This window comes from Gordonia hongkongensis (assembly GCF_023078355.1).
Classification (GTDB): Bacteria; Actinomycetota; Actinomycetes; order Mycobacteriales; family Mycobacteriaceae; genus Gordonia; species Gordonia hongkongensis.
The window spans coordinates 4,432,134-4,456,907 of the sequence record NZ_CP095552.1 but is presented as its reverse complement, the minus strand read 5'-3'; the positions used below and the strand labels follow the sequence as shown (position 1 = coordinate 4,456,907).

The following is a 24,774-nucleotide window of genomic DNA, read 5'->3' as shown; positions in this document are numbered from 1 at the left end:
TTCAGATCCAGCCGGACCCGCCGCACAGGTCGTCGGCGGCCGCGGGGCCGGTCGATCCAGCCGCATACGGTTGCGGCGCCGGCGGATTCGCCAGCACCGGTGCGGCCACCTCCCACACATGCGCGAGACCATCGGGTCGGGTGAACAGCGACCGATCGCCGCGCAGCACGTCGACGATGAGTCGGGCATAGGGCGACAGGCCGTCGGCCACCTCGTCGAGCTGTTCGGTCATGTGGGCGACGGAGAGGTCGGTGCCCGAACCCGGTTCCTTGACGGTGACCGCCAGATCGATGGCACCGTCGCCGGCCAGATCGAAGGTCAGCACGGTGCCGTCCTTCGGGTTATCGGTCAGCGGACCGTCGGCGGGGGAGCGGAACACGAGGCTGAGTCGCTGGGAGCTGTGGTCGAGCATCTTGCCGGTCCGCAGCAGGAACGGGACGCCGTGCCAGCGGTCGGTGTCGACCCACAGACGCACGGCCGCGAATGTCTCGGTGGTGGAGTCCTCGGGGATGCCCTCGGTGCCGCGGTACCCCTCGTACTGGCCGAAGACCACCTCGGCGGGGTCCAGCGGCCGGAACGCCGCGATGACCGACTCCCGCGCGTCGAGCAGGTCGTCGGCGCCGAGCGAGACCGGGGGTTCCATCGCGACTTCGGCCGCCACCTGGAACAGGTGGGTGACGATCATGTCCAGGAATGCGCCGGTGGCGTCGTAGAAGGCGGCGCGGTCGGCGATGTCGAGAATCTCCGGGACGTCGATCTGGACTTCTGCCACGTGTTCGCGGTTCCACACCCCCGAGAACAACCCGTTGGCAAAACGGAGGACGTGCAGGTTCTGGGTGCTCTCCTTCCCCAGGAAGTGGTCGATCCGGTAGATCTGCTTCTCGTCCAGGGATTCGTGGACTGCCTTGTCGAGAGTCCGGAAGCCGTCGGGGGACGTTCCGAACGGCTTCTCGTAGACGACTCGGGATCCCTTCGCAAGATCGTGCGCGGCAATGGCTTTCGTGTAGTCGACGAAGGTGGTCGGTGGGAGGGCCAGATAGTGGACCAGTTGAGCACCGTCGCCGACGGCGTCACGGGCCGCGTCGATCACCTCTGGCAGACGGCCGGGGTTGTCGACGGTGAACCCGCCGCCGGCGAAGCGGAGGGTCTCGGCGAACGCTTCCCATTCGTCCGATGACACCGACCCGTCCGGACCGAACTCCTCGATGGCGTCCTTCACGTGCTGCCGGAACTCGTCGTCGGTCCGGTCGCCGCGTCCGTTGCCGATCAGCTGCCATCCGTCGGGGAGCAGGTCTCGCCGGTGGAGTTCGTACAGCGACGGCAGGACCATCCGCTTGGCGAGGTCGCCCGTCGACCCGAAGAGGATGAAGATCACCGGCCCGGTGGAGTTGTCTGTGGTCACTCAATCCATATTGCGCGAACAGATGTGCAGAGTGCGGGATGTGTGCTGGATTCCGTTACCGATCGCGCACTGTGGACGTCAGCGGATCCCTGCGCCGCCGACCAAGTCTAGTCCTGCGGAGGTCCTGGCAGGGGGAGCGCAGATACCACGGCAGGGCGTAACGCGACGGGAACGACGTACCTGTCGCCCTCGAGCGTCAGCCAGCCTTCTTCGATGTACAACTCGAGCCGACGATGGATTGCCTCGACGAGGAACTCGCTGAGTCCGAGTTTGGGGACCCAGGCGTTGATCTCGGCGATACTCAGCGGTGAATCGCCGAGTCCGCTAATGACCACGCCGATCAAGGACGACGAGAAGTCGATGTCGGGGTTGTATTCCCGAGGAAAGCCGGACCGAACCCATGCGGTGAGACCCACCCGCAGCACGTCGATCCGGGGCTCCTCCCGCCACAGATGGGCGGCGCGCCCGGGACGTGCGCTCGAGGTATTGGCTTCGACGATATCGAGGGCCTGGGCAAAGCCCCACAGGTGATGTAACGACGCGACGTCGCTCATGCTCTTGACGTGAGCGGGGAAGTCGATGTCGAGTCGGCGGGCGAGGTCGCGGGCCTCGGCCGGTTTGAGCCACCGACTCTGCGTGGTGGGGCGGTGCGGACCCAGCCAGTCCAACAGCTCGGTGACCCGCCGGACGGGCTGTGTGTCCAGGAGGGCAGCGCGTTCGGTGGCCTCGTCGACTTCCTCGATTGTCGTGGTCCGTAACTCGAGCCCGGAGGCAAGGGCAAACTGCTCGGCGGCATAGGCCGATACGGATTCGGTGCTGAGCCACATGCCGGTCTCGACCAGGTAGCGGCGCAGCGTCTCGATCGCGATGGCGAGCGGTTTGGCGTCCTGCTGCTGGTTCGACTCGATGTGGTTGAGCATCGACACCATGGTGTCGACGTCGTCGGTAGTCCAGGAGAGCGGATCGAAACCGGGGTTCGTCTGCCCGACGGCGTCGAGCACGATGAACGCGTACGCCCCGATGTGGGTGACAGCTTCCTCGTCGCCGGGGAAGACCTCATCGCGGAGCCACGACTTGAATGCTTCGGGAGCAACGTGTCGCCTTGCTGTGCCGAAAAGCGGTACCACGTTGGAGTGGTTGCCACTGCCGGAGTCGTGTTTGCGCTTACGTTGGGCGCGGCGCTTCTTCTTGTCGCGTGAAAGCTGTGACATCGGGCTCAAGAATAGGCGCCCGACTTGTGCGTCGTTCAATACTGCGGATCGGTTTGTCGCGTTCCGGAGAGTCTGTGGCGTCGGGTCCCGAGCCTGGACGGCTGTGAGGGCGGGGGATCGCCAACCCCCGACATCCTGGAGCAAGTGGTCTATGTCACAGAAACTTCAGGCTTGAGCGGAATGCACTCAACTCTGTTGGCGTTGTAGACCGCGTATGGCTCATACTTGAGCCTGTTGGACTTAAGAGAAAGGTGCACGCGAGTGGACAGCTTCACCCCCACCACCAAGACGCAGCAAGCATTGAGTTCTGCTGTGCAGGCGGCGGCCAGTGCTGGCAACCCCGACGTGCGACCGGCCCACATCCTCGTGGCACTGCTCGATCAGTCCGACGGCATCGCGTCGCCGCTGCTCAAAGCGGTGGGCGTGGACCCGTCGAGCGTTCGTGCGCAGGCCCAGGCTCTGGTCGATCGCATGCCAACGGTGTCCGGCGCCAGCTCGACGCCTCAACTATCCCGCGAATCGATCGCGGCCGTCACCGCAGCTCAGCAGCTGGCCGGTGAACTCGACGACGAGTATGTCTCGACCGAGCACGTCGTCGTCGGCCTGGCGACCGGTGACTCCGACGTCGCCAAACTGCTGCACAACCTCGGTGCGACACCGCAGGCTCTGCGCGAGGCGTTCGTCGCCGTGCGCGGCAGCGCACGGGTCACCTCCGAGGATCCCGAATCGACCTACCAGGCTCTCGAGAAGTACTCGACCGACCTGACCGCGGCCGCCCGCGAGGGCAAGCTCGACCCGGTCATCGGCCGCGACACCGAGATCCGGCGCGTCGTGCAGGTGCTCAGCCGGCGGACCAAGAACAACCCGGTCCTCATCGGTGAGCCCGGCGTCGGCAAGACCGCCATCGTCGAAGGTCTCGCGCAACGCATCGTCGCCGGCGACGTGCCGGAGTCGTTGCGCAACAAGACCGTCATCTCCCTCGACATGGGTTCGATGGTCGCCGGCGCGAAGTACCGTGGCGAGTTCGAGGAGCGGCTCAAGGCCGTGCTCGACGAGATCAAGGGTTCGGCCGGACAGGTCATCACCTTCATCGACGAGCTGCACACGATCGTCGGAGCCGGTGCGACAGGCGATTCCGCGATGGACGCCGGCAACATGATCAAGCCGATGCTCGCCCGTGGTGAGCTGCGGCTGGTCGGTGCCACCACCCTCGAGGAGTACCGCAAGTACATCGAGAAGGACGCCGCACTAGAGCGTCGCTTCCAGCAGGTGTACGTCGGCGAGCCGTCGGTCGAAGACGCCATCGGCATCCTCCGCGGCCTGAAGGACCGGTACGAGGTGCACCACGGCGTGCGCATCACCGACTCCGCATTGGTCGCTGCCGCATCGCTTTCCGATCGCTACATCACCTCGCGGTTCCTGCCCGACAAGGCCATCGACCTCGTCGACGAGGCCGCGTCGCGGTTGCGGATGGAGATCGACTCGCGCCCCGTCGAGATCGACGAGGTCGAGCGGATCGTCCGCCGTCTCGAGGTCGAGGAGGTCGCCTTGCAGAAGGAGACCGACGCGGCGTCGAAGGAGCGGCTCGAGAAGCTCCGCGCCGAGCTGGCCGACCAGAAGGAGAAGCTCAACGAGCTCTCCGCCCGGTGGCAGTCGGAGAAGACCGCGATCGACGCGGTCCGAGACCTCAAGGAGGAGCTGGAAAGGCTTCGCGGCGAGGCTGATCGCGCGGAGCGCGACGGTGATCTCGGACGCGCCGCCGAGCTGCGGTACGGTCGCGTCCCCGGACTGGAGAAGGAGCTCGAGGCCGCGATCGAGAAGACCGGCACGGATCCTTCTCAGGACGTGATGCTGCAGGAGGAGGTCGGACCCGACGACGTGGCCCAGGTCGTGTCGGCGTGGACCGGAATCCCGGCCGGACGCATGCTCGAAGGCGAGACCGCCAAGCTGCTGCGCATGGAAGAGGAACTGGGACACCGGGTCATCGGTCAGAAGGATGCGGTGCAGGCGGTGTCCGACGCGGTGCGTCGTGCCCGCGCCGGTGTCGCGGACCCGAACCGGCCGCTCGGCTCGTTCATGTTCCTCGGCCCCACCGGTGTCGGTAAGACCGAGCTGGCCAAGGCGCTCGCCGAGTTCCTGTTCGACGACGAGCGGGCGATGGTCCGCATCGACATGAGCGAGTACGGCGAGAAGCACAGCGTGGCAAGGCTCGTCGGTGCTCCGCCCGGTTACGTCGGGTACGAGGCCGGCGGCCAGCTGACCGAGGCGGTGAGGCGTCGTCCGTACACGGTGGTCCTGTTCGACGAGATCGAGAAGGCTCACCCGGACGTGTTCGACGTGCTGCTGCAGGTACTGGACGAAGGTCGACTGACCGACGGTCAGGGCCGGACGGTGGACTTCCGCAACACCATCCTGATCCTCACCTCGAACCTCGGTGCGGGGGGCGACAAGGATCACGTCATGATGGCGGTGCGGTCGGCGTTCAAGCCGGAGTTCATCAACCGTCTCGACGACGTGGTGATCTTCGACGCCCTGAGCCCGGAGGAACTGGTGTCGATCGTCGACATCCAGCTCGACCAGCTCAAGAAGCGCCTCGCGCAGCGTCGCCTCGACCTCGAGGTGTCGACCAAGGCCAAGGAATGGCTGGGCGCACGCGGATTCGACCCGCTGTACGGTGCTCGCCCGCTGCGCCGCCTGGTGCAGCAGGCCATCGGTGACCAGCTCGCCAAGCAGCTGCTCGCCGGCGACATCCGCGACGGTGACGTCGTGCCGGTCAACGTCAGTGCCGACGGAGAGTCGTTGGTACTGGGCTGAGTTCGTGAATGACAAAGGGACCCATCCTTCGGGATGGGTCCCTTTGTCTGCGTCGGTTACCGATGTGGGAAGCGGTCAAGGTTGTCCTCTACCCACAGGCGCAATGTGTCCAGCGGCCCGGCGGCGTCCACCCCGAGTTCCGTCAGTTCGTATTCGACGTGCAGCGGGACCGCCGGATAGACGGTTCGGGTGAGTATCCCGGCTGTCTCCAGCCGACGCAGAGTCGCCGTGAGGACTTTGGGGCTGATTCCGTCGAGCCGCTCGCGGAGCTCTCCGAACCGCATCGGTCGATCGCGGAGGGCGCCGATGACGAGGGCGCTCCACTTGTCGGCGAGAAGGTCGAGCATCCCTCGGCAGGGACACGATGCAGAGTAAGCGTCTCCGCGATGGGATGGCGGCGGCATGGCGTCAACCTCTATGCTTTCTAAGGGATACTAGGCTCCCTTGTGGGTAACTGGGGTCGTCGGGATACCTTAGCGCCATGACACGAGAGATGACAGCCCTGGTTGTGGCCGCCGCGGACTCCGTCGAGGACCCGAACGCGTTCGTCGAGTCGGCAATGCCGGTGCCGACCCCCGTCCGCACGATCTCCTCGTCGAGGTCCGCGCGGTCTCGGTCAACCCGGTGGACACCAAAGTACGTGCAGGACTGCGTGACTCCGATCCGCCGCGGGTTCTGGGATTCGACGCGGCGGGAATTGTCGTCGGGACCGGCGACGAGGTGTCGCGGTTTGCGGTCGGAGACGAGGTCTACTACGCCGGTTCGATCGATCGGCCGGGAACGAATGCCGAGTTCCATCTTGTCGATGAGCGGCTCGTCGGGCTCAAACCGTCGTCCCTCGACTTCGGCGCGGCTGCCGCACTGCCGTTGACCACGATCACTGCCTGGGAGTCGTTGTTCGAGAAGCTGCGGGTCGATTCCGCGGACTCGGGAACGATCGTCGTGGTGGCGGGTGCCGGGGGCGTCGGCTCGATGGTCATTCAGTTGGCCCGGACCCTGACTGATCTCACCGTGATCGCAACCGTGTCACGGCCTGAGTCGCAGGAATGGGCGCGAGGGCTCGGGGCCCACCACGTCGTCGACCCGAGACGCCTGCGCGAGGACGTGCGGTCGTGCGCCCCGGGCGGCGTGGATTACATCTTCTCGCCCCACTCGGACGGGAATGTCGAGTCCTATGCCGACATCATGGGTGTACACGGTCAGGTCGTCGCCATCGACGAGCCGGAAGGTCTCGATACCCTCCCGCTGAAGCAGAAAAGCCAGAGTTGGCATTGGGAGTTGATGTTCTCCAAGCCGTTGTTCGCACCGGAAGACGACTCGCAACACCAGATCCTCGGCCGGGTCGCCGAACTCGTCGACGCCGGCAAGATTCGCAGCACTGTCAACCGTGAACTGGCTGGTTTCACGATCGAGAATCTTCGTACAGCACACCAGATCTCCGAATCCGGAGGGGCGATCGGCAAGGTGGTCCTCACGCGCTGACCACCGCGGATGAGCCGGCGAACTTCACCAGGTGGCGAGTAACTCCATGAGGTGTGCTTCGACGAGGGAGGGCCGGGGTGTGCGTGGTCCGGGTCGTGGTGGCCGGTAGTCGATGACGTGGCTGGTTTTCAACCATGATCGGCGCGCGTCATGTGGGCGTGACTCGTCGCCGGACGTGGTGCGTCCGTGGATCTCTCGCCGCACCTGTGCCAGGTGGGCCTGCAACCGCGTGGGTATGTCGGGCCGGCGGTTGATGTATTCGGGGTTGGGTGGGGCGCCGGGTTCGGCGTTCAATCGCCAGGCGCAGCGGCCTTCGTCTGGCCCGGACCGGACGATCCGGGTGGTGTACTGGCCGGGTTGGTCGCCGACCATCCGGTTGTGGCGGGGACAGGCAGGGGCGAGGTCATCGATGTCGGTGAGTCCGCCCTTGGCCCAGTCTCGTTCGGCGTGATGAAGCTCGATGTGGGTGGCGGGCTGATCGCAGCCGGGTGCCGAGCACACTTCCCCGTCGGGGCGGGCGAAAGAGACGAGGCGCTGTTCGCGGGTGGCCAGACGTCTGCCGCGCCCGAAGTGCAGCGGCACAGTGGTGGCGTCTTTGAAGATCGCCAACCACGGCTGGACGTCACCGGCCATCGCGATCAAGTCCCGGATGGGCAGCAGGGTACCGGTGACGGTCGTCGCCAGTCCGGCTTCGCGGACGAGGTCGCCGAGGTCGGCCTTGATGATCAGTTGCACGGGCAGGCCGCGGTGCGACGTGCCGAGAGTCCCGTCGGCGAAACCTGCGGCGAGTGCGGCGTCGAGCGCGTCGTGATTCGTTTGGGCGAGAGTGCGACCGTCGCGGTCAACTGCCGAGGCCAGGGCGTCAGGGTCGGCGGCACCGGCCGGCCCGCTGGGCGAGGCGGGGTCGTCGGGGTTGTTGAGTCCGGGTTTGCCCCACACGGCGAACATCATCGTGAGTCGGGCGGCGAGTGCGGGGGTCAGGGTGCCCGAGATTTTGGCTGTCCCGTCGGCTCGTTGCCGTCCGATCCACAGGCCGCGGCGTCGTTTCTGGTCGGTGTCGTCGGACAGTGTGCCATCGGGGTCGAGGTGGGCAAGCAGCCGCGCGCCGAGCTGGGTGATCTCGGCAGGCGTATGGGCTTCGGCGATCTCGGCCATCTGCCGTTCAGCGGCGACCTTGATGTCGTGGTCGACGGCGACCGGGATGCGGTCGAGGACATCGAGGGTGGCCTGCACGTGCGCGGTGCCGACCGCGCCTTGTGCGAAAGCTTCGGCGAGGCAGGGGTATTCGGGTGGGAGTACCTCGCCGCCGAGGCTGGTCCGGTGGGCGGTGGCGTCCATCTGCTTACGGCGGCGCATCGGGTTCGACACCCGTAACCGGTGCGTCATGTACTGCATGAGGGTGCGGCAGCCGGCCTTGCGGGGCAGGTCGCGAGCGACGGCCTGATCGATCTGCCGGTCACCGGCGACGGTCAGACGTGCGATGGCGCGTTCGGTCTCCGCGGCCACTTCAGCGAGTTCGGCATCGGTACACGGCGACAGATCCACGGTCTGCAACTTGTCGAGGGTGCGGTGGAGATCAGCCACCAACTCAACGGCACGCGGTTGCGGCGCTGTCGAATCGCCACCGACGTGTGTGGTGTCGGACATGACGGTCACCTCCCCCGAGAACCGTTGCTGCGAATGTAGGTTCGAGTGTACACCAATCCAGACGTGTGGAAAGGCCAAACATACTGCTGTGCAATGCTATTCGTTGACGTCGACTTGTCGGTGTCGTGTGGTAGGGGCCTCGGACGGAAGCTCTTCCCGCGATGCACGCGGCGACCTGTCCGACAGGACCACCGTCCGTCGATCAGCGCACGACCTCGCGATGCCCGGCGTCGAGCCGACGGGTCCAACCGCGGGCGTCCAGGTGCTCCAGTAGCGGAATCACCACGCGCCGAGTGGTTTCGAGCGCCTGGCGGGCGGCGCTGGTGGTGAACGGCTGATCGAGCAAGGCGAGGGTGCGCATCGCCAGGGCGGGCGCAGTCGGCAACAGCACGACACCGTCGCGCAATCGGAGAATCCGGCCCGTGCGCTCGGCGGCGGCGAGTTCTCGGGCGCCCAGGCCGAGTGCGGTGAGGTCATCGGCCTCGGGTGCACGGAACGGGTGGTCGGCGAGCCGGCGCTCCAGTGCGCTGACCGCGTCGTCGGCATCACCCAGGGAGGGCTTGTGACCCGGGACCGCCAGGTGCCCGTCGGACGACGACAGCTCGGCTTCCGAGATGACGGTCGCCAGCAGCGTCGTGTCCGGGAGCCCGAGCAGGGCAGGTGCGCCGGACGCGGACAGCCCCGCCGACAACGGATCTCGGTCGTGTAGATCGACAACGGCGGCGCGGAGTCGCTCGGCCCAGGCGGTGAGGGAGGTTTCGGCGACCCACCACTCGCCGATCACTCGTACGCCGTGGGGTGTGGGCTCGGCGTCGTCGACCAGGCCGAGTCGCGTCAGATCGGTGACGCGCATCGCGCCACGCCGATGCACTTCTTCGGCGGCCCCGGCGTCGTCGGACATTGCCGCCAGCAAGGCCGCGCGTCGCGTCGCGTCGCCCCGTCGGGTCAGCGCCGGGGGATCGGGGTGCAGCACGACGCCGCCGCCGACGATACGTTGGCCGGGATCGCGCAGGACCAGCCGATCGCCTCGCGACATCGGCACGGCGCGCGCGAGGGTCACACGCGCGTGGTCGCCGTCGAAGGGGCGCAACCGGACCGGTAGCGCCGCTGTGCCGATGTGCGCGACGAGGTGTTCCGGTGCCTCCTCGAAGGACATTCCGCTCACGCGCCGGACATCAGCGACAGCAGAGGTGTGCCAGGCTCCGGGCGTCACGAGTGCGTCGCCACGCGAGACGTCGTCGACGCCGACGCCGCGCAGATTGATCGCGACTCGGCTGACCGGGGCCGCGGTGGTGAGAGTTGCACCCTCGCTCTGCAATCCACGGACATCGAGTCGTCGGCGGCCGTCAACCGCGAGCAGGTCCAGGGTGTCGCCGACCGCGATCGTCCCGGCGGCCAGGGTGCCGGTGACGACCGTGCCGGCGCCGGTGCGGGTGAAGACCCGGTCGATCCAGAACCGGACACGCCCCGAGGTCGACGGCGATGACATCCCGGCCAAGACGGCGTCGAGCCGTGTGCGCAGTTCGTCGATTCCGACGCGATCGGGCGCCGACACCACGACCGCCGGCGCATCGGAAAGGCCGGTGCGGCTGAGGCGATCACGCGACAGATCGATCACTTCACGAACGCGGTCGGGCGAGGCCCGGTCGGCTCGGGTGATGACCAGCAGCCCGTACTCGATGCCGAGGGCGGCGACGGCATCACGGTGGTCGTCGGACTGGGCGCTCCATCCCTCGTCCGCGGCGACGACGAACAGGACGACGGGCGCCGGGCCCAGGCCGGCCAGCATGTTCGGGATGAACCGCTCTTGGCCGGGGACGTCGACGAAGGCCACGTCGGCACCGGAAGGCAGTGTGGTCCAGGCGAAACCGAGGTCGATCGTCAGCCCGCGGCGTCGTTCCTCCTCCCATCGGTCCGGCTCGATCCCGGTCAGAGCACGCACCAGTGTGGACTTCCCGTGGTCCACGTGTCCGGCGGTGGCCACCACGTACTTCACGAGCGCGACTTCACGACGCGCCCAGAGCCTGTCGGATCGCGGCGAGTACCCGCACGTCGTCGGCTTCGGGAACGCAGCGCAGGTCCACCAGACACGCGTCGTCGTGAACGCGGGGTAGGACGGCCGGATCGCCGACGCGTAGGCGGGCGGCCGTTGCGACCGGAAGCCGCACTGCCCACCCCGGCAGCGGCACGCCGGGTGCGCCACCGCCACCCACCCGTCCGTCATGGGCGACGATCGGGAATCCGACTGCCGTGCCCAGGGATTCGGTACGAACCCGAAGCCTGTCGGAATCGGCGTGGAGGTACTCCCAGACGGGGGTCGTGGCCCGCCGACGGTTGCCTCCATCGCAGCCAGTGCCAGCTTGTCCGCGCGAACCGCCCGTGCGAGAGGGTGTTTCGCGAGACGCTGAACGAGCGCCGCATCGCCGAGCAGGAGTCCGGCCTGCGGTCCGCCCAGGAGTTTGTCGCCGCTGGCGATGACGAGGTCGGCGCCGGAATCGAGTGTCGTGGTGGCGTCGGGTTCGTCGGGCAGCAGCGGGTCTGGCTGCAGGAGTCCGCTGCCGATGTCGGCGACGACGGGCACATCGTGCGCCCGGCCGAGGCCGCGTAGCTCGGAGAGCGAGGTCTCGCTGGTAAAACCCTCGACCCGGAAGTTGCTCGGATGCACCTTGAGGATCGCTCCGACGTCGTCGTCGGTGAGGGCGTCGGCGTAGTCGCGTGCGTGGGTGCGGTTGGTGGTGCCGACCTCGTGTAACCGGGCGCCTGTCGACGCGATCAGCTCGGTGAGCCGGAAGCCTGCGCCGATCTCGATCATCTCGCCACGACTGATGACGACTGCACGCCCGGCCGCCAGGGCGGTCGTCGCCAGTACCAGTGCGGCCGCACCGTTGTTGACCATCAGCGCGTCTTCCGCTGCGGGACAGGCTCGTAGGAGAGCGGCGCGGGTGGCCGCCCCGCGCTTCGACCGGGTGCCGGACTCGAGATCGAGTTCCACGTCGACGTAACCCGACGCCGCGCCGACGGCGTCGAGCGCCGCGGGTGACAGCGGTGCCCGCCCGAGGTTCGTGTGCACGACGACCCCGGTGGCGTTGAGCACGGGGCGGATCGACGAGGCATACGACGCGCTGACCGATTCCACGACGATCCGCTCGACGTCATCCGGTGGCGTCTCGCCGCGGCGGGCCGCGTCCTGGGCCTGGCGAATGATGTCGCGAATCGCTGTGTCGCCCAGTCGTGCTCGCGCCGCGGACACCGCGGGCAGGGCCAACAGCGCGTCGGTTCGCGGAATTCGACGGCGCGGATCGGTGACGGGGGCTTCGACACGGCTCCTCGCTTCGCTCGTCACCGGCTCAGCCGGCGGGGGTGGGCTCTCGCTTCGCTCGTCACCGGCTCAGCCGGCGGGGGTGGCTCTCGCTTCGCTCGTCACCGGCTCAGCCGGCGGGGGGTGGCTCTCGCTTCGCTCGTCACCGGCTCAGCCGGCGGGGGTTCACGGTCGACCCCTGGCGGAGGCGGACGGGAATCGAACCCGCCAGGCCGAGATACTCGACCTCCTCGGTTTTGAAGACCGGGGAGCCCACCAGGACCCATACGCCTCCATGCGGTCCCAACCTATCCGACGTGCGGCCGGTCAGTCCTGCCGGTGTGGCCAGTTGCCCTCGGTGATGAGTTCCTCGAAATGGCGGATCAACTTCGGGTTGAGATCGTCGTCGACGGCGCGCTCAAAATCGCCGTCCCACTTCGCGAACCACTCCTCGTCGCGCTTCATCAGGAAGATCGGCCAGCCGTGGGTGATGTCGAGTTCGTCGGCGTAGAGGTCGGTCGACCCGTCCTCTCGCATGTACCAGTAGTCGTGACCGGATTCCCAGAACGCCTGCAGCTCGCCGGCCGTGACGTAGTACTCGCCGTCTGCTTGCCTCATGTGCCCGATGGTAGCGATCGCCGGAGGACCGTATCGGTGATTGCCGGAGGGCTACCCTCGACACGGTGACCGTGCGAAGCGAGACACCCATCCGACTGACCGGCTACGCCCACGGCGGTGGATGCGCGTGCAAGATCCCGCCGGGCGAGCTCGAGCAGGCGGTCGCCGGGCTCACCGGCCAGGTCGGAGAGAACATCATCGTCGGGCTAGACGACGGGGACGACGCCGCGGCGGTGCGCATCCGCGACGACCTCGCGGTGCTCTCCACCGCCGACTTCTTCACCCCGGTCGTCGACGATCCGTACAACTGGGGCCGCATCGCCGCGGCCAACGCGCTGTCGGACATCTACGCCATGGGCGGCACCCCCGTCGTCGCGATCAACCTGGTCGGGTGGCCGCGGGAGGTGCTGCCGATGGAGCTGATGACCGAGGTGCTGCGCGGCGGTCTCGACGTCGGGGCGCAGGCCGCCTGTCCGGTGATCGGCGGGCACACCATCGACGATCCGGAACCCAAGTACGGCATGGCGGTGACCGGAGTGGCCGAACCCGGCCGCTTGTTGCGCAACGACGCGGCCGAGCCGGGGTTGCCCATCACCCTGACCAAACCGATCGGCGTCGGACTGTTGAACAACCGGCACAAGCAGACGGGCGAGGTGTTCGAGGAGGCGATCGCCCTGATGACGACGCTCAATCGCGATGCGTCGATTGCTGCGGTCGCGGCCGGCGTCCGTGCGGCGACCGACGTGACCGGCTTCGGTCTACTCGGGCATCTGCACAAACTGTGCCGCGCGTCGGGCGTCGGCGCGGTAGTCGACCGCGCTTCGGTGCCGGCCGTGAGCGGCGCGGACGAGGCCCTGCGTGACGGGTTCGTGTCGGGGGGTACCCGCCGCAACCTGGACTGGGTACGGCCTCACCTCACGGTCGATTCCGGTGTCTCCGACGACGACCTGCTGTTCCTCGCGGACGCACAGACCTCGGGCGGGCTGCTCGTGGTCGGCGAGGTCCCGGGCTACCCGGTGATCGGTGAGACGGTGGCGGGGACGGGTATCCGGGTTCGCTGACTCGGTCGCGAAGGCCCTTCGTGACGCGCCCTCCGCAAGCTCCGGGCGCTCCTCAGGGAGGGGGGGGGGGGGGGGTGGGCCTTAGCCCTCCGCAAGCTCCGGGCGCTCCTCAGGGAGCGGGGCCTGGCGGCCGTTGTGGACCACGAAAGAACACTCGTGAACGTCCGAAAAACATGCTCCCTGAGGTGCGAGCGAAGCGAGCCACGAAGGGTCACGCAACGTGTCTCACCAGGCCCTTCGTGGCTCGTCGACCTCGACGCGCTCCTTCGTCGCTTGCTCGGCCCGGCGGCTTGCGCTCCTCGCACCTCAGGGAGCAATGGGGACCGCCTTTTTCGGATAGAGAGCGGAGGGGTGGCGCTTGCGCTCAGGAGCGGAGTGCGGCGCTGGCGCTCAGGGAGCAGCGGGTGGCGGCGCTCCTCAGTGGGCACCGCTCAGGGCGCGGGCGGCCCGGTGGTGATCGAGTCGTCGGTGATTCCCGCGGCGCGACGGGCCGCGAGGCGGCGCTTCTGTGGCTCGATCGTGTAGCGGGGGTTCTTGGCCGACTCGATGCCGGCGTCGAAGACGCCGAATCGCGTGCAGGCCGACGCGGCGAGCAGTGCGAGTCCCGAGACGACCGCCAGGGGGCGGGAACGCCCGCTGAGCAACGTGCCCACTCCGCCGGCGACGGCGAGTCGCTCGCTCCAGCGCAGCAGGGTGCCGGCCTTGCCGTGGTGGAGCGGTTCGGCGGCGACCGGGTCCATCCGTCGCTCCGTGAGTCGCATCGCCACGAGGTCGCCGACCACGCCCAGCGCCGCGAGCGTCCGTGCCGGCCCGGCCTGACCGACCGGCGTGGTGACCAGCGCCAGCCCGCTCGACGCCAGGCTCGCGGAACTGACGAACACGAACGGCAGGTCCCGGTGCATGGCGTTCCAGGTCGGCACGGCGGTATCGGAGAGCAGCACCGCGGTGTACACCGCGAGCGGCGGACCCGCCAGGCCGGCGGCCAGCCCGGCGGGGGCCTCGACGGCGCGCAACACCGCACGAAGCGGCCCGAGCGGCAGCCGCGCACCGGTCATCCGGTCGACCTCGGCGACCGCCGCGACACCGAGTGCCCCGCTGAACGCCGACAGGATCCAGGAACCGACGCTCATCGGCGACGTCACCTTGAACGTGCGCAACATGTTGTAGAACCGGTCCGGCCGTCCGAGGTCGGCGACGAGCGCGATCCCGCCCAGACCCACGGCACCCAGACCACTGAGGCGGGCGTTGCGGCGCAACGCGTCCCGCCCGGTGAGCTGGGCCCCGGCGGCCAGGACGCCGGAGCCGCCGGCGACACCGCCGAGAAACAGGTAGGCGGCCACCTTCTCGTCCCAGGGTGGTGGCTTGACGACGGGATGCCCGTAATACGAGGTGAATTCGGCATCGGGCACCATCGACATCTCGCGGTTGCCGTCGCCCTGACCGAAACCTCCACCCGGCCTTCGCTTTCCGCCGCGGCCGAAACCCCGGCCGCGCCGCCGGGGCGGCTCCGGCGGACGGAAGGAGTCGAATTCCGACGAGGTCATCGGCCGCCCCGCAGGAACGAGAGTGCGGCGGCGGCCAGCATTCCGGCCGCCGCGATCCCGGCGCGCTTGTACATGGCCGGCAGGTCCGCGGTGCACACCCGCGGGTCCGGCGGCAGTCCGTAGACTTCCGGCTCGTCGAGCAGCAGGAACACCGATCCGGTGCCGCCGACACCGTCGTTCGGGTTGGCGCCGTAGAGCCGCGCCTCGGTCATGCCCTGCTCGTGCAGCGCCCGGACGCGGGCGTGCGCGTCGTCGACGAGGTCGTCGTGGTCGCCGAACTTGATCGACGTGGTCGGGCAGGTCTTCGCGCAAGCCGGTGTCTCGTCGTCGAGCAACCGGTCGTAGCAGAGCGTGCACTTCTGCGCGACACCGCGTTTGGGCACCTCGGGCTGCTCGCCCTTGCGTTCGCCGGAGCGGGTCGTCGGCGCGGCGGTGCCGTCGGCCCGGCGCTCGACGACGCCGAACGGACATCCGGCCACGCACGTCCCGCAGCCGTTGCAGACGTCGTCCTGGATCACGACGGTGCCGAACTCGGTGCGGAACAGCGCGCCCGTCGGACAGACGTCGAGGCACCCGGCGTGCGTGCAGTGCTTGCAGACGTCCGACGACATCAGCCAGCGGAACTCGGGGGTGTCGGGGACTTCGACTCGGCTCGTCGCTTCGCTCCTCGCCGGCTCAGCCGGCAGGGGAGAGGGCCTGGTCGGCAGAGACGAACGATCTTCAGGCGAGGAGCCGGGCATCGCGGGCATCCCGAGTCCGACGAGCGCACGCCCGGACTCGCGGGCCTCGGCGATGCGCTCGGAATTCTGCTCGATGAAGGCGACGTGGCGCCAGGTGCTCGCGCCGAGGGCGACGGTGTTGTCGTACGACATCCCGGTGAGGGCGAGGTCGCCGTCGCGCGGGTTGCCGTTCCATTCCTTGCACGCCACCTCGCAGGCCTTGCAGCCGATACAGATCGAGGTGTCGGTGAAGAACCCCTTGCGCTCCTCGTGGGTGCTCCAGTGCGCGTCGGCGCTGGGATCGGATGGCCCGGACAGCTGTCCCATCTATTCCTCCGCCTTCCCGGTGATGTGCTGGTTGTCGGTCTCGACGGTGACCCCGGCCCGCTCCTGGTAGGCGCGCACCAGGTCGAGCAGTGCCCGGCCTTGCGGGCGGCGCCCGGCGATGACGTCGCACGAGCCCACCTTGGATTCCTGGATCTGCACGTTCGGATCCAGTGTGACCCCGATCAGATCGTTGGCGGCGTCGCCGCTGACGACGGCGTCGGAACCCACGCCCCAGTGATAGGGAAGACCCACCTGATGCACCTGCCGGCCGTTGATGGTCAGCGGCATCATGCGATCGGTCACCAGCACCCGCGCCTCGATCGCAGCGCGCGGCGACACGATCGTCGCCCAGCCCTCGTTGGTGAGGCCCCGCTCTTCGGCGAGTTCGGGTGAGATCTCGCAGAACATCTCCGGCTGCAGTTCCGACAGGTACGGCGTCCATCGGCTCATGCCACCCGCGGTGTGGTGCTCGGTGAGGCGGTACGTCGTGAACACGAACGGGTACACCTCGGAACCGGGGCTCTCGCCGCTGGGTGCGTCGAGATTGTCCGTGCGGGGGAACAGGACTCGCGATGGCGACTGCTGCTGGGGGTACAGCGCGTTGACCACCGGGGATTCCTGCGGTTCGTAGTGCGTCGGCAACGGGCCGTCGACCAGCCCGCGCGGGGCGTAGAGCCAGCCCTTCCCGTCGGCCTGCATGACGAACGGGTCGTCGCCGCAGAGGGCGTCGACGCCGCCGACCGACGGGTCGGGACGAGCGTCGGGAGCCAGGTCGACCGGGAAGTCGGGCACGTCGGGCCCGACCCACCGCCCGGCGTCGGCGTCCCATTCCATGTACCGCTTGCGTTCGCTCCACGGCCGGCCGTCGGGGTCGGCCGATGCGCGGTTGTAGAGGATTCGACGATCCGCCGGCCACACCCAGCCCCACTCGTGCTGGGTGACGCCACCACCGCCCTGCGGGACCCGGCGGGCGGCCAGGTTCGACGGCCCGTCGGTGTCCGCGCCGGTGTAGACCCCGGTGTAGATCCAGCAGCCGCCCGCGGTCGAGCCGTCGCGCTTCATCTGGGTGTAGGACGTGAGGTTCGTGCCGGCGTCTTCGCCGGTCACGTGGTAGCCGTTGATCTCCGACAGCACCGCTTCGGGGTCGGGGTTGCCGTGGTCGTCGAGGGGATAGTCCCATGTGACGTCGAGCAGCGGGCGGTCACGTTCGTCGGTCGACTCGGCGAGGCGTTCGCGGATGCGCCGCCCGAGCTCGAAGAAGAAGTCCATCTCGCTCTGGCACTGACCCGGTGGCTCGACCGCCTGGTGGCGCCACTGCACCATGCGCTGGGTCTGCGTGAACGAGCCGGCCTTCTCCACATGCGTGGCCGCGGGGAGGAAGAACACCTCGGTGGCGATGTCCTCGGTGCGCAGCTCGCCGGACTCGATCTCCGGGCCCTCCTTCCACCAGGTGGCCGTCTCGATCATGTTGAGGTCGCGGACGACGAGCCATTTGAGGTGCGACATCGCCATCCGCGCCTGGCGCCCGTTGGCCGATCCGACCGCCGGGTTCTGGCCGAGGACGAAGTAACCGTCGACCTTGTCGGCGAGCATGTCGACCGTCGTCTGGAAGGTCCCGGCGGGCCCGGTGAGCCGGGGCAGGTAGTCGTAACACCAGTCGTTCTCGGCGGTTGCGGCATCCCCGAACCACGCCTTGAGAAGACTCACCATGTAGTCCTCGGCGTTGGCCCAGAAACCCTTCTCGGCCTTCGACGTGATCGCGTCGATGTAGTCGGCGAAACTGTCATGCTTGCCCGCCGAGGGCATCGGCAGATACCCGGGCAGCAGGTTGAACAGCGTCGGGATGTCGGTGGACCCCTGGATGCTCGCGTGTCCGCGGAGGGCCATGATGCCGCCGCCGGGGCGCCCGACGTTGCCGAGCAGGAGTTGCAGAACCGACGCGGCGCGGATGAACTGCGCGCCGAAGGTGTGCTGGGTCCAGCCGGTCGCGTACCCGAAGCACGTGGTGCGCTCGCGGCCGGAGTTGTCGGTGACGGCCCGGGCCAGATACTCGAAGTCGCGCACCGAGATCCCGCACATGTCGCGCACCATCTCGGGTGTGTAGCGCGAGTAGTGACGCTTGACGATCTGGAACACGCTGCGCGGGTGTTCCAGGGTGTCGTCGCGCACTGTCGCCCCGTGCTCCAGCGGCGGCCCGCCCGAGCCGTGCTCGTGCCCCACCGCGCGGTCCTTCACCCGCGGCCCGTCGTCCGGGTGGCCGGGCGACTCGACCTTGCCGTCCTCGCTGTCGCGGCCACCGTCGTCGGAGTGGGTGGACGGTTCCTCGTAAGCCCAACTGGTGGCGTCGTATTCGCCGGTCTCCGGATTGAAGCCGGAGAACAGGCCGTCGAGATCCTCGGTGTCGCGGAAGTCCGCGGCGATCAGGGTGGCGGCGTTCGTGTACGCGACGACGTACTCGCGGAAGTACTTCTCGTGCGTGATGGCGTAGTTGATCAGCGCACCGAGCAGGACGACGTCAGAGCCGGCCCGGATGGAGATGTGCCGGTCGGCCACCGCAGAGGTACGGGTGAAACGCGGATCGACGTGAATGATCGTCGCGCCCTTGGCCTTCGCCTCTGACACCCACTGGAAACCCACTGGGTGCGCCTCGGCCATGTTGCCGCCCATGAGAACGATGCAATCGGCGTTGGCCATGTCCTGCAGTGATTGCGTGGCGCCGCCGCGTCCGAACGAGGCCCCCAGACCGGGAACCGTGGCGGAGTGTCATATGCGGGCCTGGTTCTCGATCTGGATCGCGCCCGCCGCGGTGAAGAGCTTCTTGATCAGATAGTTCTCTTCGTTGTCGAGGGTGGCACCGCCGAGCGAGGCGACACCGGTGGTCCGCCGGAGCAGCCGGCCCTCGTCGTCGCGGTCCTGCCAGCCACGGCGTCGGGCCTCGAGGAAACGGTCGGCGATCATGTCGATCGCGGTGTCGCGATCCAGGTCCTGCCATTCGGTCGCGTATGGGGCCCGATAGCGGATGGAGGTCTGCCGCATCGGGTTGTTGACCAACTGCTCGCTCGACGCGCCCTTGGGACAGAGGCGCCCGCGGGAGATCGGGGAGTCCGGGTCGCCCTCGATCTGGACCACCCGCTCGTCCTTGACGTACACCTTCTGCCCGCAACCCACCGCGCAGAACGGGCACACGCTCTGGACCACACGGTCCGCGGCGGCGGTGCGCGGTTCGATGCCGCGTGTCCTCGCCGAGGTGACCGCCGGTCCGCGTCCGAAGACGTCGCCCGACCGCAACTGGCGGAACACCGGCCATTCGAGGGGGCTGAAGGCTGGCACCCGTCCGAGTCTAGACCTCATCGTCTGCGGTTGCGTCTCGACCGTTGCTATCGTGGCGGGTGGAGTGCCGGGAAGTCTGGTCGGCTGCACGTGTGTCGTTGTCATCCCTTGCCGGGCTGATCATCGATGCCGTGTGCCGTGAAGACGCGCCGATGGGATTTCCTGATGACCACCGCATACAAGACCGAATCCGGCCGCGACGTAATCCGACGATGGTGCGAGATCCGGTTGTCGGCAGCAGATTGTGTTGCCGCGCAATGGGAAGTCCAGACGTCGGCGGGGCGGACCAGGATCGTTGCATCCCGGTCTCTCGACCCCGGGACGGCGGCACCCGCCGACCGGCGCACTGTCGTCGTGGTGCCGGGTACGAACATGAACTCGGCGACGATGATCCCGCTGCTGTCCGAACTCGCGCGGAACAACGACGTCATCAGTCTGGACGTGCCCGGCCAGCCGGGGACAAGTGCACCGGAACGTCCGCGGCGACGCGGTCGGATCCCTGCCTACGGGCGGTGGCTCGACGAGGTGCTCGGCGCGACGGTCGCCCATCCGGTGATCGTGCTGGGTCACTCGCTCGGGGCGGCGATCGCGTTGGCCGGTGCCTCATCGCTGATCGCCGGACGCCTACTCGTGTCACCTGCGGGCATCACCCGTTTGGCGGTCTCGCCTCGGACATTGCGCACAACCGTCTCATGGCTGGCCTCGCCTCGGCCGGAACGCTCGTATGATCTGCTGCGAATGATGACGGCGCCGGACAGAAACGTCGATCCCGCGCTGATCGCATGGATGGATCTGGTTGCCGGACACTGCCGTACGAGTCTGGCGCCGGGGCCGTCTGATGAATTGCCGACGGACCGCCCCTTGATGGTGGTCTCCGGCGACCATGACGTCTTCCTGCCGACACGGCGGCTGGCTGAGGTGGTACATGCGCGGCTCGGCGTCGAGCTGAAAGTCCTGGACGACTGCGGCCACCTGGCTCCGCACGATCAGCCGAAGCGGATCGCAGAACTTCTCGACCGTCTCAACCGGGAGCTCGTCACCCGCCCGGATGACAGGCACGACTACGTCAGTGCTGCGCGGCCGTGACATCCGTGCCGCGCGGGACGAGCGCGAAGACGGCCACGGCGACGGCGACGAGCGTGACCCCGCCGACCAGGCTCGTCTGCTGCATGGCGTCGGTGAACGCGGCCGCCGCCCGCTCCGCGAGGCCCGGTGCTCCGGCGGCTTCGGCGAGACCCATGGCGGCGCCGAGGGATTCGCCGGCCGCGTCGGTCACCTCGGCGGGTACGCCGGGGACGGGCTCGGCCGTCAGCGTGGTCCGGTAGAGGATCGACGCCACGCTGCCGAGGATCGCGACACCGAGCACATTGCCCAGGTCGTAGGCGGTCTCTTCCAGCGCGGCGGCGTTGCCCGCCTTGGCATCCGGGGTGCCGGCCATGATCATCGCCGATGCGATGGCCAGTGATCCGATGCCGAATCCGACAAGCACCTGAGCGGTGGCGACGGTGCTGTAGGAGAGCCCGTCGGAACCGAGGAACATCAGCGCCATCCCGACGCCGGCGATGCCGATGCCGCCGGCCACGACGGCTCGGGCGCCGATCATCCGGGAGAGCGGGGCGGCGATCATCGAGGACACGATCGCCGCTCCCGCCACCGGCAACAGCCGCACACCGGCCGCGATCGGGGAGTGGCCCTCGACCAACTGGAGCCACTGGGCCAGCAGCAACAGCGCCGCCGCGAGTCCGAACATCGAGCCGAGCGCGGCGAGAACACCCGCACTGAACGGCCGGCTGCGGAACAACGAGACGTCGAGCAGCGGCTCGGTGCGTCGCATGCAGCGTCGGACGAACAGGGCCAGGATGAGGACCGCGCCGATCAGGGCCACCCAGGCGGCCGGTGCGAGGAGGCTCTCCTCCTTGGCGAACCGCTTGATGGCCCAGACCAGGGCGACCATGCCGGCGATCGACATCAGCGCACCGACGGCGTCCCACCGGCCCGGCTGCGGGTGCTTCGACTCCGGCAGGATCAGCACGGCGGCCACGATGGCGACCGCCATCAGCGGGACGTTGACGAGGAACGCGGCGCGCCACGAGAAGTACTCGAGCAGAACCCCGCCGACGATCGGGCCGACGGCCGCACCGAGGCCCGACACCGCGGCCCAGAGCCCGAGGGCGGTCGCACGCTCGGCGGGGTCGGTGAAGATGCTGCGCAGCAGGGACAACGTGGTCGGCATGATCATCGCGCCGCCGACGCCCAGCAGCACCCGGACCGCGATCACCGCCTCGGGTGACTCGGCCAGCAGGACCAGTGCCGAGGCCCCACCGAACACCGCGAAGCCGGTGACCAGCATCCGTTTTCGGCCCCACCGGTCGGCCAGTGAACTCATGGAGAGCAGCAGGCCGGCCAGGACGAGCGAGTAGGCGTCGATGATCCACAGCTGCTGATCGGCGGTCGGGCGCAGGTCGCCGGCCAGGTCGGGGAGTGCGACGTTGAGGATCGTGAGGTCGACGGTGATGACCAGCAGGCTGGCCGACAACACGGCGGCCGACGCCCATCGGCGCCGGAAGGACAGGCCGTCTGCGCTGGTGGTCTCGGTGGCGGATCGCTGGGTCATCGTCGGCTCCGGTCGTGCTCGGGGGAGGGCAGCCCGGTCAGGGCCGTCAGGGTGGCGGTCAGGTCGTCGAAAGACAGCGGCGTCCCGTAGAGGAGTGCGTGCATGGCCACGCCGTCGGTGTACGCGGCGATCGCGCGAGCGGCCGTCTGCCCGACGTGCGGGATGAGGATTTCGACCAGCCCGTCGGGCCAGCGAACCGCGAGCGGGCGGAGCGCGGGATCGAGGACGGCGGCCGACACGAGCGCGAGGTCGGCGCGGATCAACCGCTCGTCCGACAGATAGTCGTGGAGCGTCTCGGCGAAGACCGCCGCGGCTGGGCCGTGTTCGGCGAGGGTCTCGGCCACCTCGGCCAGGCCGGAGTCGATGTCGTCGGCCAGGCGGGCGAGCGCTGCCTCGCGCAGATCGTCGAGCGTGGCGAAGTACTGCGTCGTCGAACCGAGCGGCACACCGGCACGTTTCGCGACAAGCCGGTGGGTGAGCCCCTCGGAGCCCACCTCGGTGATGAGCGTGGCGGCGGCCTCGACAATGGTGCGTCGCCGTTCCTCGGGATCTCGTCGGCGGCGGGGCGCTGCCTCCGTCATGACTGTCCTCTCAAGCTAATGTACGGATGTACATGTACAAACGTACACTAGCGCTTCGTGGGTTTGCCTGTCGAGTGCTGGCATCATGCGACCATGGCGGTGAACAGGATCGATGCGGTCGAGCTGCCCCGGACGGCGCTCGGCGACTTCTTGTCGTCGTCGGCCTTCGCGGAGATGCTCGACCCGGACGACGAGCGCACGTCCTCCCGCGGTGCGGCGGCCCGGCGCGCCGAGGTCGCCGATGTGGTGCGCGCCGTCGACCGTTTCGCCGGCCGGCGATTCGTCGACCGGGAGCGCGCCGGCGAGGTCGTCTTCGGCGGGATCACCGCCGGGGGGCTCGGGGTCCGTCCTTCGGTGGTCGACGAGGTCCTCGCCCTGCTGCGGCCGGTCGGGGTCCCCGCGCCCGGCGCCCCGAAACCTGTTCCCCACGAAGCGCAAACGGTGCTCGGTAGTTACGTCTATGCACTGGTCGATCCGCGTGACGCCACGGTGTTCCACGTCGACGCCGGCCGCGGGAACCGCGTGTACCGCCATACCGCCGCCGCGCTGGCGGGCGACGCACCCGACCCTGCCGACATCGTCGGCGACGACGATCCGGCCGAGGTCGCGGCCGCCATCTCCGAGCGCATCCGCGACATCGACGCCGACGGGTTCGGCGTCGAACACTGGATTCTGCGGTACGACGTCGGTTCCCTCGATTCAGCTGCAGCGCACGCGCTTTCGCTACGGCGCACGGTAGTCGACGTCGTCGCTCTGGCCGGATCGGCACTTCCGGAGACGCCGGATGCGCAGGGGCCGTGGCGCATCGAGGAGCTGATCCTGCGACATGCGGCGCTGGTGTCGCCGCCGTTGCCCGACGTGTGCGTGCTGGTGAAGGTCGACGAGTCCGCCCGCAGCGACGCCACTGCCGAGGTGATCTACGAATCCGCTCGCAGCGCTTGGCGTGCGGGGCCGCACCGGACCGTCCCCGATCTACCGGTGCTGGTGTTCGCCGACGATCTCGTCCGGGCCGTCCATCGTGTCGACTACTGGGAGTCCTACCGCGACGACGATGGCAATCTCGATCCGAAGCGGTGGGTGTACACCGGGAGACCCGACGCCGAACTCGAGGCCCGATATGTGGGCACCAGCCTGCGTGAGGTCCGCGAACGGCGCGGTGGCAAATGGAATTCGTCGGGATGGCACCCGTACGGACACGTTCCCTGAGCCTGTTCGTTGGAACAAAATCGCCTGTCGTGATCCGACGAGGGACGCGCGGTCTGGTAGTACTCGCGGCATCGTCCATCGACAGAAAGCCGGCGCATGTCCTCGGATCGACGCAGTTCATTCGACCACCGCACCGCCCTGATCACCGGCGCCTCCGCCGGGATCGGCAAGACGTTCGCGGAACAACTCGCCGCGGAAGGGTACGACCTACTGCTGGTCGCCCGTCGGGCCGAACGGCTCGACGAGTTGTCCGAGCGACTACATCGCGAGCACGGCGTTCGCTGTGAGGTGTTTGCCGGGGATCTGTCCGAACCCGGCACGCCGGCCGCGATCATCGAGCGCGCCGATGAACTAGGGCTGGACATCGACGTGCTGATCAACAACGCCGGGATGTCGCTGAGCACCAAGTTCGCCGAGACGCCGTGGGGGGAGGTCGGAGGGCAGCTGCAATTGATGCTGACCTCGCTGACCGAGCTGTCCCACCGCGTGCTCCCGGGGATGAAGAAGCGCCGGTGGGGGCGGATCGTGAACGTCTCGTCCATCACGGCGCTGCTGCCTCCGGCGGAGGGCCTGCTCTACTCCGCGATCAAGTCGTATGTGCTGCTGATGTCCCAGTCCCTGGACATGGAACTGAAATCGCACGGCATCCACGTGACGGCGCTCTGTCCCGGTTTCACCAGGAGTGAGTTCCACGATGCGATGGGTGCGGAGACCCGCGAGACCGCCGATCGCCTGCCCGGCGTGCTGTGGCAGGAGCCGGAGGACGTCGTGCGCGAGGGGTGGAACGCGGTGATGAAGGGCGACGCGGTGTGCGTGACCGGCATGGTGAACAAGCTGGTCACGACGGCCGTGCGTCCCATTCCGCCGGGTATCCAGTACTTCCTCGGCCGGACGCTCAATCCGTTCAAGTAGGCGCCGGG

Annotated in this window: 17 protein-coding genes, 1 tRNA gene and 1 pseudogene; 6 read left to right on the top strand and 13 right to left on the bottom strand. The window is 68.3% G+C overall.

Annotated elements, in window-relative coordinates; genetic code table 11:
* Position 1 precedes the first annotated feature (1 nt).
* Positions 2-1,402, bottom strand: coding sequence for a glucose-6-phosphate dehydrogenase (locus MVF96_RS20115; protein WP_065631420.1), 1,401 nt, complete (start codon positions 1,400-1,402; stop codon positions 2-4).
* Between the two features lie 107 nt (positions 1,403-1,509).
* Positions 1,510-2,613 (bottom strand): hypothetical protein, encoded by a 1,104-nt coding sequence (locus tag MVF96_RS20110; protein WP_211539573.1) that lies wholly within the window; start codon positions 2,611-2,613, stop codon positions 1,510-1,512.
* A gap of 261 nt (positions 2,614-2,874) precedes the next feature.
* On the opposite strand from MVF96_RS20110, the gene clpB reads away from it, so the two are divergent.
* Positions 2,875-5,427, top strand: a complete 2,553-nt coding sequence (gene clpB, locus MVF96_RS20105; protein ID WP_065631418.1) for an ATP-dependent chaperone ClpB — start codon at positions 2,875-2,877, stop codon at positions 5,425-5,427.
* A gap of 56 nt (positions 5,428-5,483) precedes the next feature.
* Here the strand turns inward: clpB and MVF96_RS20100 are convergent, their stop codons facing one another.
* Positions 5,484-5,774: a winged helix-turn-helix transcriptional regulator gene (locus MVF96_RS20100; RefSeq protein WP_247450196.1), complete on the bottom strand. Its 291-nt coding sequence runs from the start codon at positions 5,772-5,774 to the stop codon at positions 5,484-5,486.
* 277 nt (positions 5,775-6,051) lie between these two features.
* Between MVF96_RS20100 and MVF96_RS20095 the strand changes: the two genes are divergently transcribed.
* Positions 6,052-6,909, top strand: a complete 858-nt coding sequence (locus tag MVF96_RS20095; RefSeq protein ID WP_247450194.1) for a zinc-binding alcohol dehydrogenase family protein — start codon at positions 6,052-6,054, stop codon at positions 6,907-6,909.
* A gap of 24 nt (positions 6,910-6,933) precedes the next feature.
* Here MVF96_RS20095 and MVF96_RS20090 read toward each other — a convergent pair whose 3' ends face one another.
* The 5 genes and pseudogenes from MVF96_RS20090 to MVF96_RS20070 all read right to left on the bottom strand — a co-directional run bounded on the left by MVF96_RS20090 (position 6,934) and on the right by MVF96_RS20070 (position 12,472).
* Complete coding sequence (locus MVF96_RS20090; protein WP_247450192.1) at positions 6,934-8,556, bottom strand: HNH endonuclease signature motif containing protein; 1,623 nt, start codon at positions 8,554-8,556, stop codon at positions 6,934-6,936.
* A 202-nt stretch (positions 8,557-8,758) separates the two neighbouring features.
* A complete protein-coding gene (gene selB, locus MVF96_RS20085) occupies positions 8,759-10,552 on the bottom strand; it encodes a selenocysteine-specific translation elongation factor (RefSeq protein ID WP_247450190.1) in 1,794 nt (597 codons plus the stop codon).
* A 10-nt stretch (positions 10,553-10,562) separates the two neighbouring features.
* Positions 10,563-11,899 (bottom strand): annotated as a pseudogene (selA, locus tag MVF96_RS20080) (L-seryl-tRNA(Sec) selenium transferase).
* Positions 11,900-12,054: 155 nt separating this feature from the next.
* Positions 12,055-12,149: transfer RNA gene (locus MVF96_RS20075), tRNA-Sec, on the bottom strand.
* A gap of 32 nt (positions 12,150-12,181) precedes the next feature.
* Positions 12,182-12,472 carry a hypothetical protein gene (locus tag MVF96_RS20070; protein ID WP_078112696.1) on the bottom strand — a complete coding sequence of 97 codons (291 nt, stop codon included), beginning with the start codon at positions 12,470-12,472 and terminating at the stop codon, positions 12,182-12,184.
* A gap of 65 nt (positions 12,473-12,537) precedes the next feature.
* On the opposite strand from MVF96_RS20070, the gene selD reads away from it, so the two are divergent.
* Entirely contained in the window at positions 12,538-13,533 is a 996-nt protein-coding gene (selD, locus tag MVF96_RS20065) for a selenide, water dikinase SelD (protein ID WP_247450188.1), read from the top strand.
* A gap of 431 nt (positions 13,534-13,964) precedes the next feature.
* On the opposite strand, the gene nrfD is transcribed toward selD, so the two are convergent.
* Genes nrfD through fdh form a run of 3 tightly spaced genes read right to left on the bottom strand, consistent with a single transcriptional unit; the run spans position 13,965 to position 19,453 of the window.
* Complete coding sequence (gene nrfD / locus MVF96_RS20060; protein ID WP_247450186.1) at positions 13,965-15,077, bottom strand: NrfD/PsrC family molybdoenzyme membrane anchor subunit; 1,113 nt, start codon at positions 15,075-15,077, stop codon at positions 13,965-13,967.
* Positions 15,074-16,123: a 4Fe-4S dicluster domain-containing protein gene (locus MVF96_RS20055; RefSeq protein WP_247450184.1), complete on the bottom strand. Its 1,050-nt coding sequence runs from the start codon at positions 16,121-16,123 to the stop codon at positions 15,074-15,076. Before MVF96_RS20055 ends, nrfD begins: the two co-directional genes overlap by 4 nt.
* Positions 16,124-19,453 carry a formate dehydrogenase gene (fdh, locus tag MVF96_RS20050; RefSeq protein ID WP_207624939.1) on the bottom strand — a complete coding sequence of 1,110 codons (3,330 nt, stop codon included), beginning with the start codon at positions 19,451-19,453 and terminating at the stop codon, positions 16,124-16,126. It abuts the gene before it with no gap.
* A gap of 165 nt (positions 19,454-19,618) precedes the next feature.
* On the opposite strand from fdh, the gene MVF96_RS20045 reads away from it, so the two are divergent.
* Positions 19,619-20,539, top strand: coding sequence for an alpha/beta fold hydrolase (locus tag MVF96_RS20045; protein ID WP_247450183.1), 921 nt, complete (start codon positions 19,619-19,621; stop codon positions 20,537-20,539).
* On the opposite strand, the gene MVF96_RS20040 is transcribed toward MVF96_RS20045, so the two are convergent.
* Together MVF96_RS20040 and MVF96_RS20035 are read right to left on the bottom strand one after the other, a co-directional pair.
* Positions 20,520-22,067 (bottom strand): MFS transporter, encoded by a 1,548-nt coding sequence (locus tag MVF96_RS20040; RefSeq protein ID WP_137810372.1) that lies wholly within the window; start codon positions 22,065-22,067, stop codon positions 20,520-20,522. The two genes, MVF96_RS20045 and MVF96_RS20040, sit on opposite strands and share 20 nt — an antisense overlap.
* On the bottom strand, positions 22,064-22,648 hold the full coding sequence (locus MVF96_RS20035) for a TetR/AcrR family transcriptional regulator (protein ID WP_065629535.1): 585 nt from the start codon (positions 22,646-22,648) through the stop codon (positions 22,064-22,066). The genes MVF96_RS20040 and MVF96_RS20035 overlap by 4 nt, the downstream gene beginning before the upstream one ends.
* A gap of 108 nt (positions 22,649-22,756) precedes the next feature.
* On the opposite strand from MVF96_RS20035, the gene MVF96_RS20030 reads away from it, so the two are divergent.
* Together MVF96_RS20030 and MVF96_RS20025 are read left to right on the top strand one after the other, a co-directional pair.
* Positions 22,757-23,854 carry a GIY-YIG nuclease family protein gene (locus MVF96_RS20030; RefSeq protein WP_247452146.1) on the top strand — a complete coding sequence of 366 codons (1,098 nt, stop codon included), beginning with the start codon at positions 22,757-22,759 and terminating at the stop codon, positions 23,852-23,854.
* Positions 23,855-23,950: 96 nt separating this feature from the next.
* Positions 23,951-24,766, top strand: a complete 816-nt coding sequence (locus MVF96_RS20025) for an SDR family NAD(P)-dependent oxidoreductase (RefSeq protein WP_247450181.1) — start codon at positions 23,951-23,953, stop codon at positions 24,764-24,766.
* The last annotated feature ends 8 nt before the right edge of the window (positions 24,767-24,774 follow it).

Bases quoted from the DNA above. Each gene is read 5' to 3' on its own strand.
- nrfD (WP_247450186.1), bottom strand. From the start codon at position 15,077: ATGACCTCGTCGGAATTCGACTCCTTCCGTCCGCCGGAGCCGCCCCGG.
- MVF96_RS20025 (WP_247450181.1), top strand. From the start codon at position 23,951: ATGTCCTCGGATCGACGCAGTTCATTCGACCACCGCACCGCCCTGATC.
- MVF96_RS20100 (WP_247450196.1), bottom strand. From the start codon at position 5,774: ATGCTCGACCTTCTCGCCGACAAGTGGAGCGCCCTCGTCATCGGCGCC.
- MVF96_RS20055 (WP_247450184.1), bottom strand. From the start codon at position 16,123: ATGGGACAGCTGTCCGGGCCATCCGATCCCAGCGCCGACGCGCACTGG.
- MVF96_RS20040 (WP_137810372.1), bottom strand. From the start codon at position 22,067: ATGACCCAGCGATCCGCCACCGAGACCACCAGCGCAGACGGCCTGTCC.
- MVF96_RS20070 (WP_078112696.1), bottom strand. From the start codon at position 12,472: ATGAGGCAAGCAGACGGCGAGTACTACGTCACGGCCGGCGAGCTGCAG.
- MVF96_RS20035 (WP_065629535.1), bottom strand. From the start codon at position 22,648: ATGACGGAGGCAGCGCCCCGCCGCCGACGAGATCCCGAGGAACGGCGA.
- MVF96_RS20090 (WP_247450192.1), bottom strand. From the start codon at position 8,556: ATGTCCGACACCACACACGTCGGTGGCGATTCGACAGCGCCGCAACCG.
- MVF96_RS20110 (WP_211539573.1), bottom strand. From the start codon at position 2,613: ATGTCACAGCTTTCACGCGACAAGAAGAAGCGCCGCGCCCAACGTAAG.
- MVF96_RS20045 (WP_247450183.1), top strand. From the start codon at position 19,619: ATGACCACCGCATACAAGACCGAATCCGGCCGCGACGTAATCCGACGA.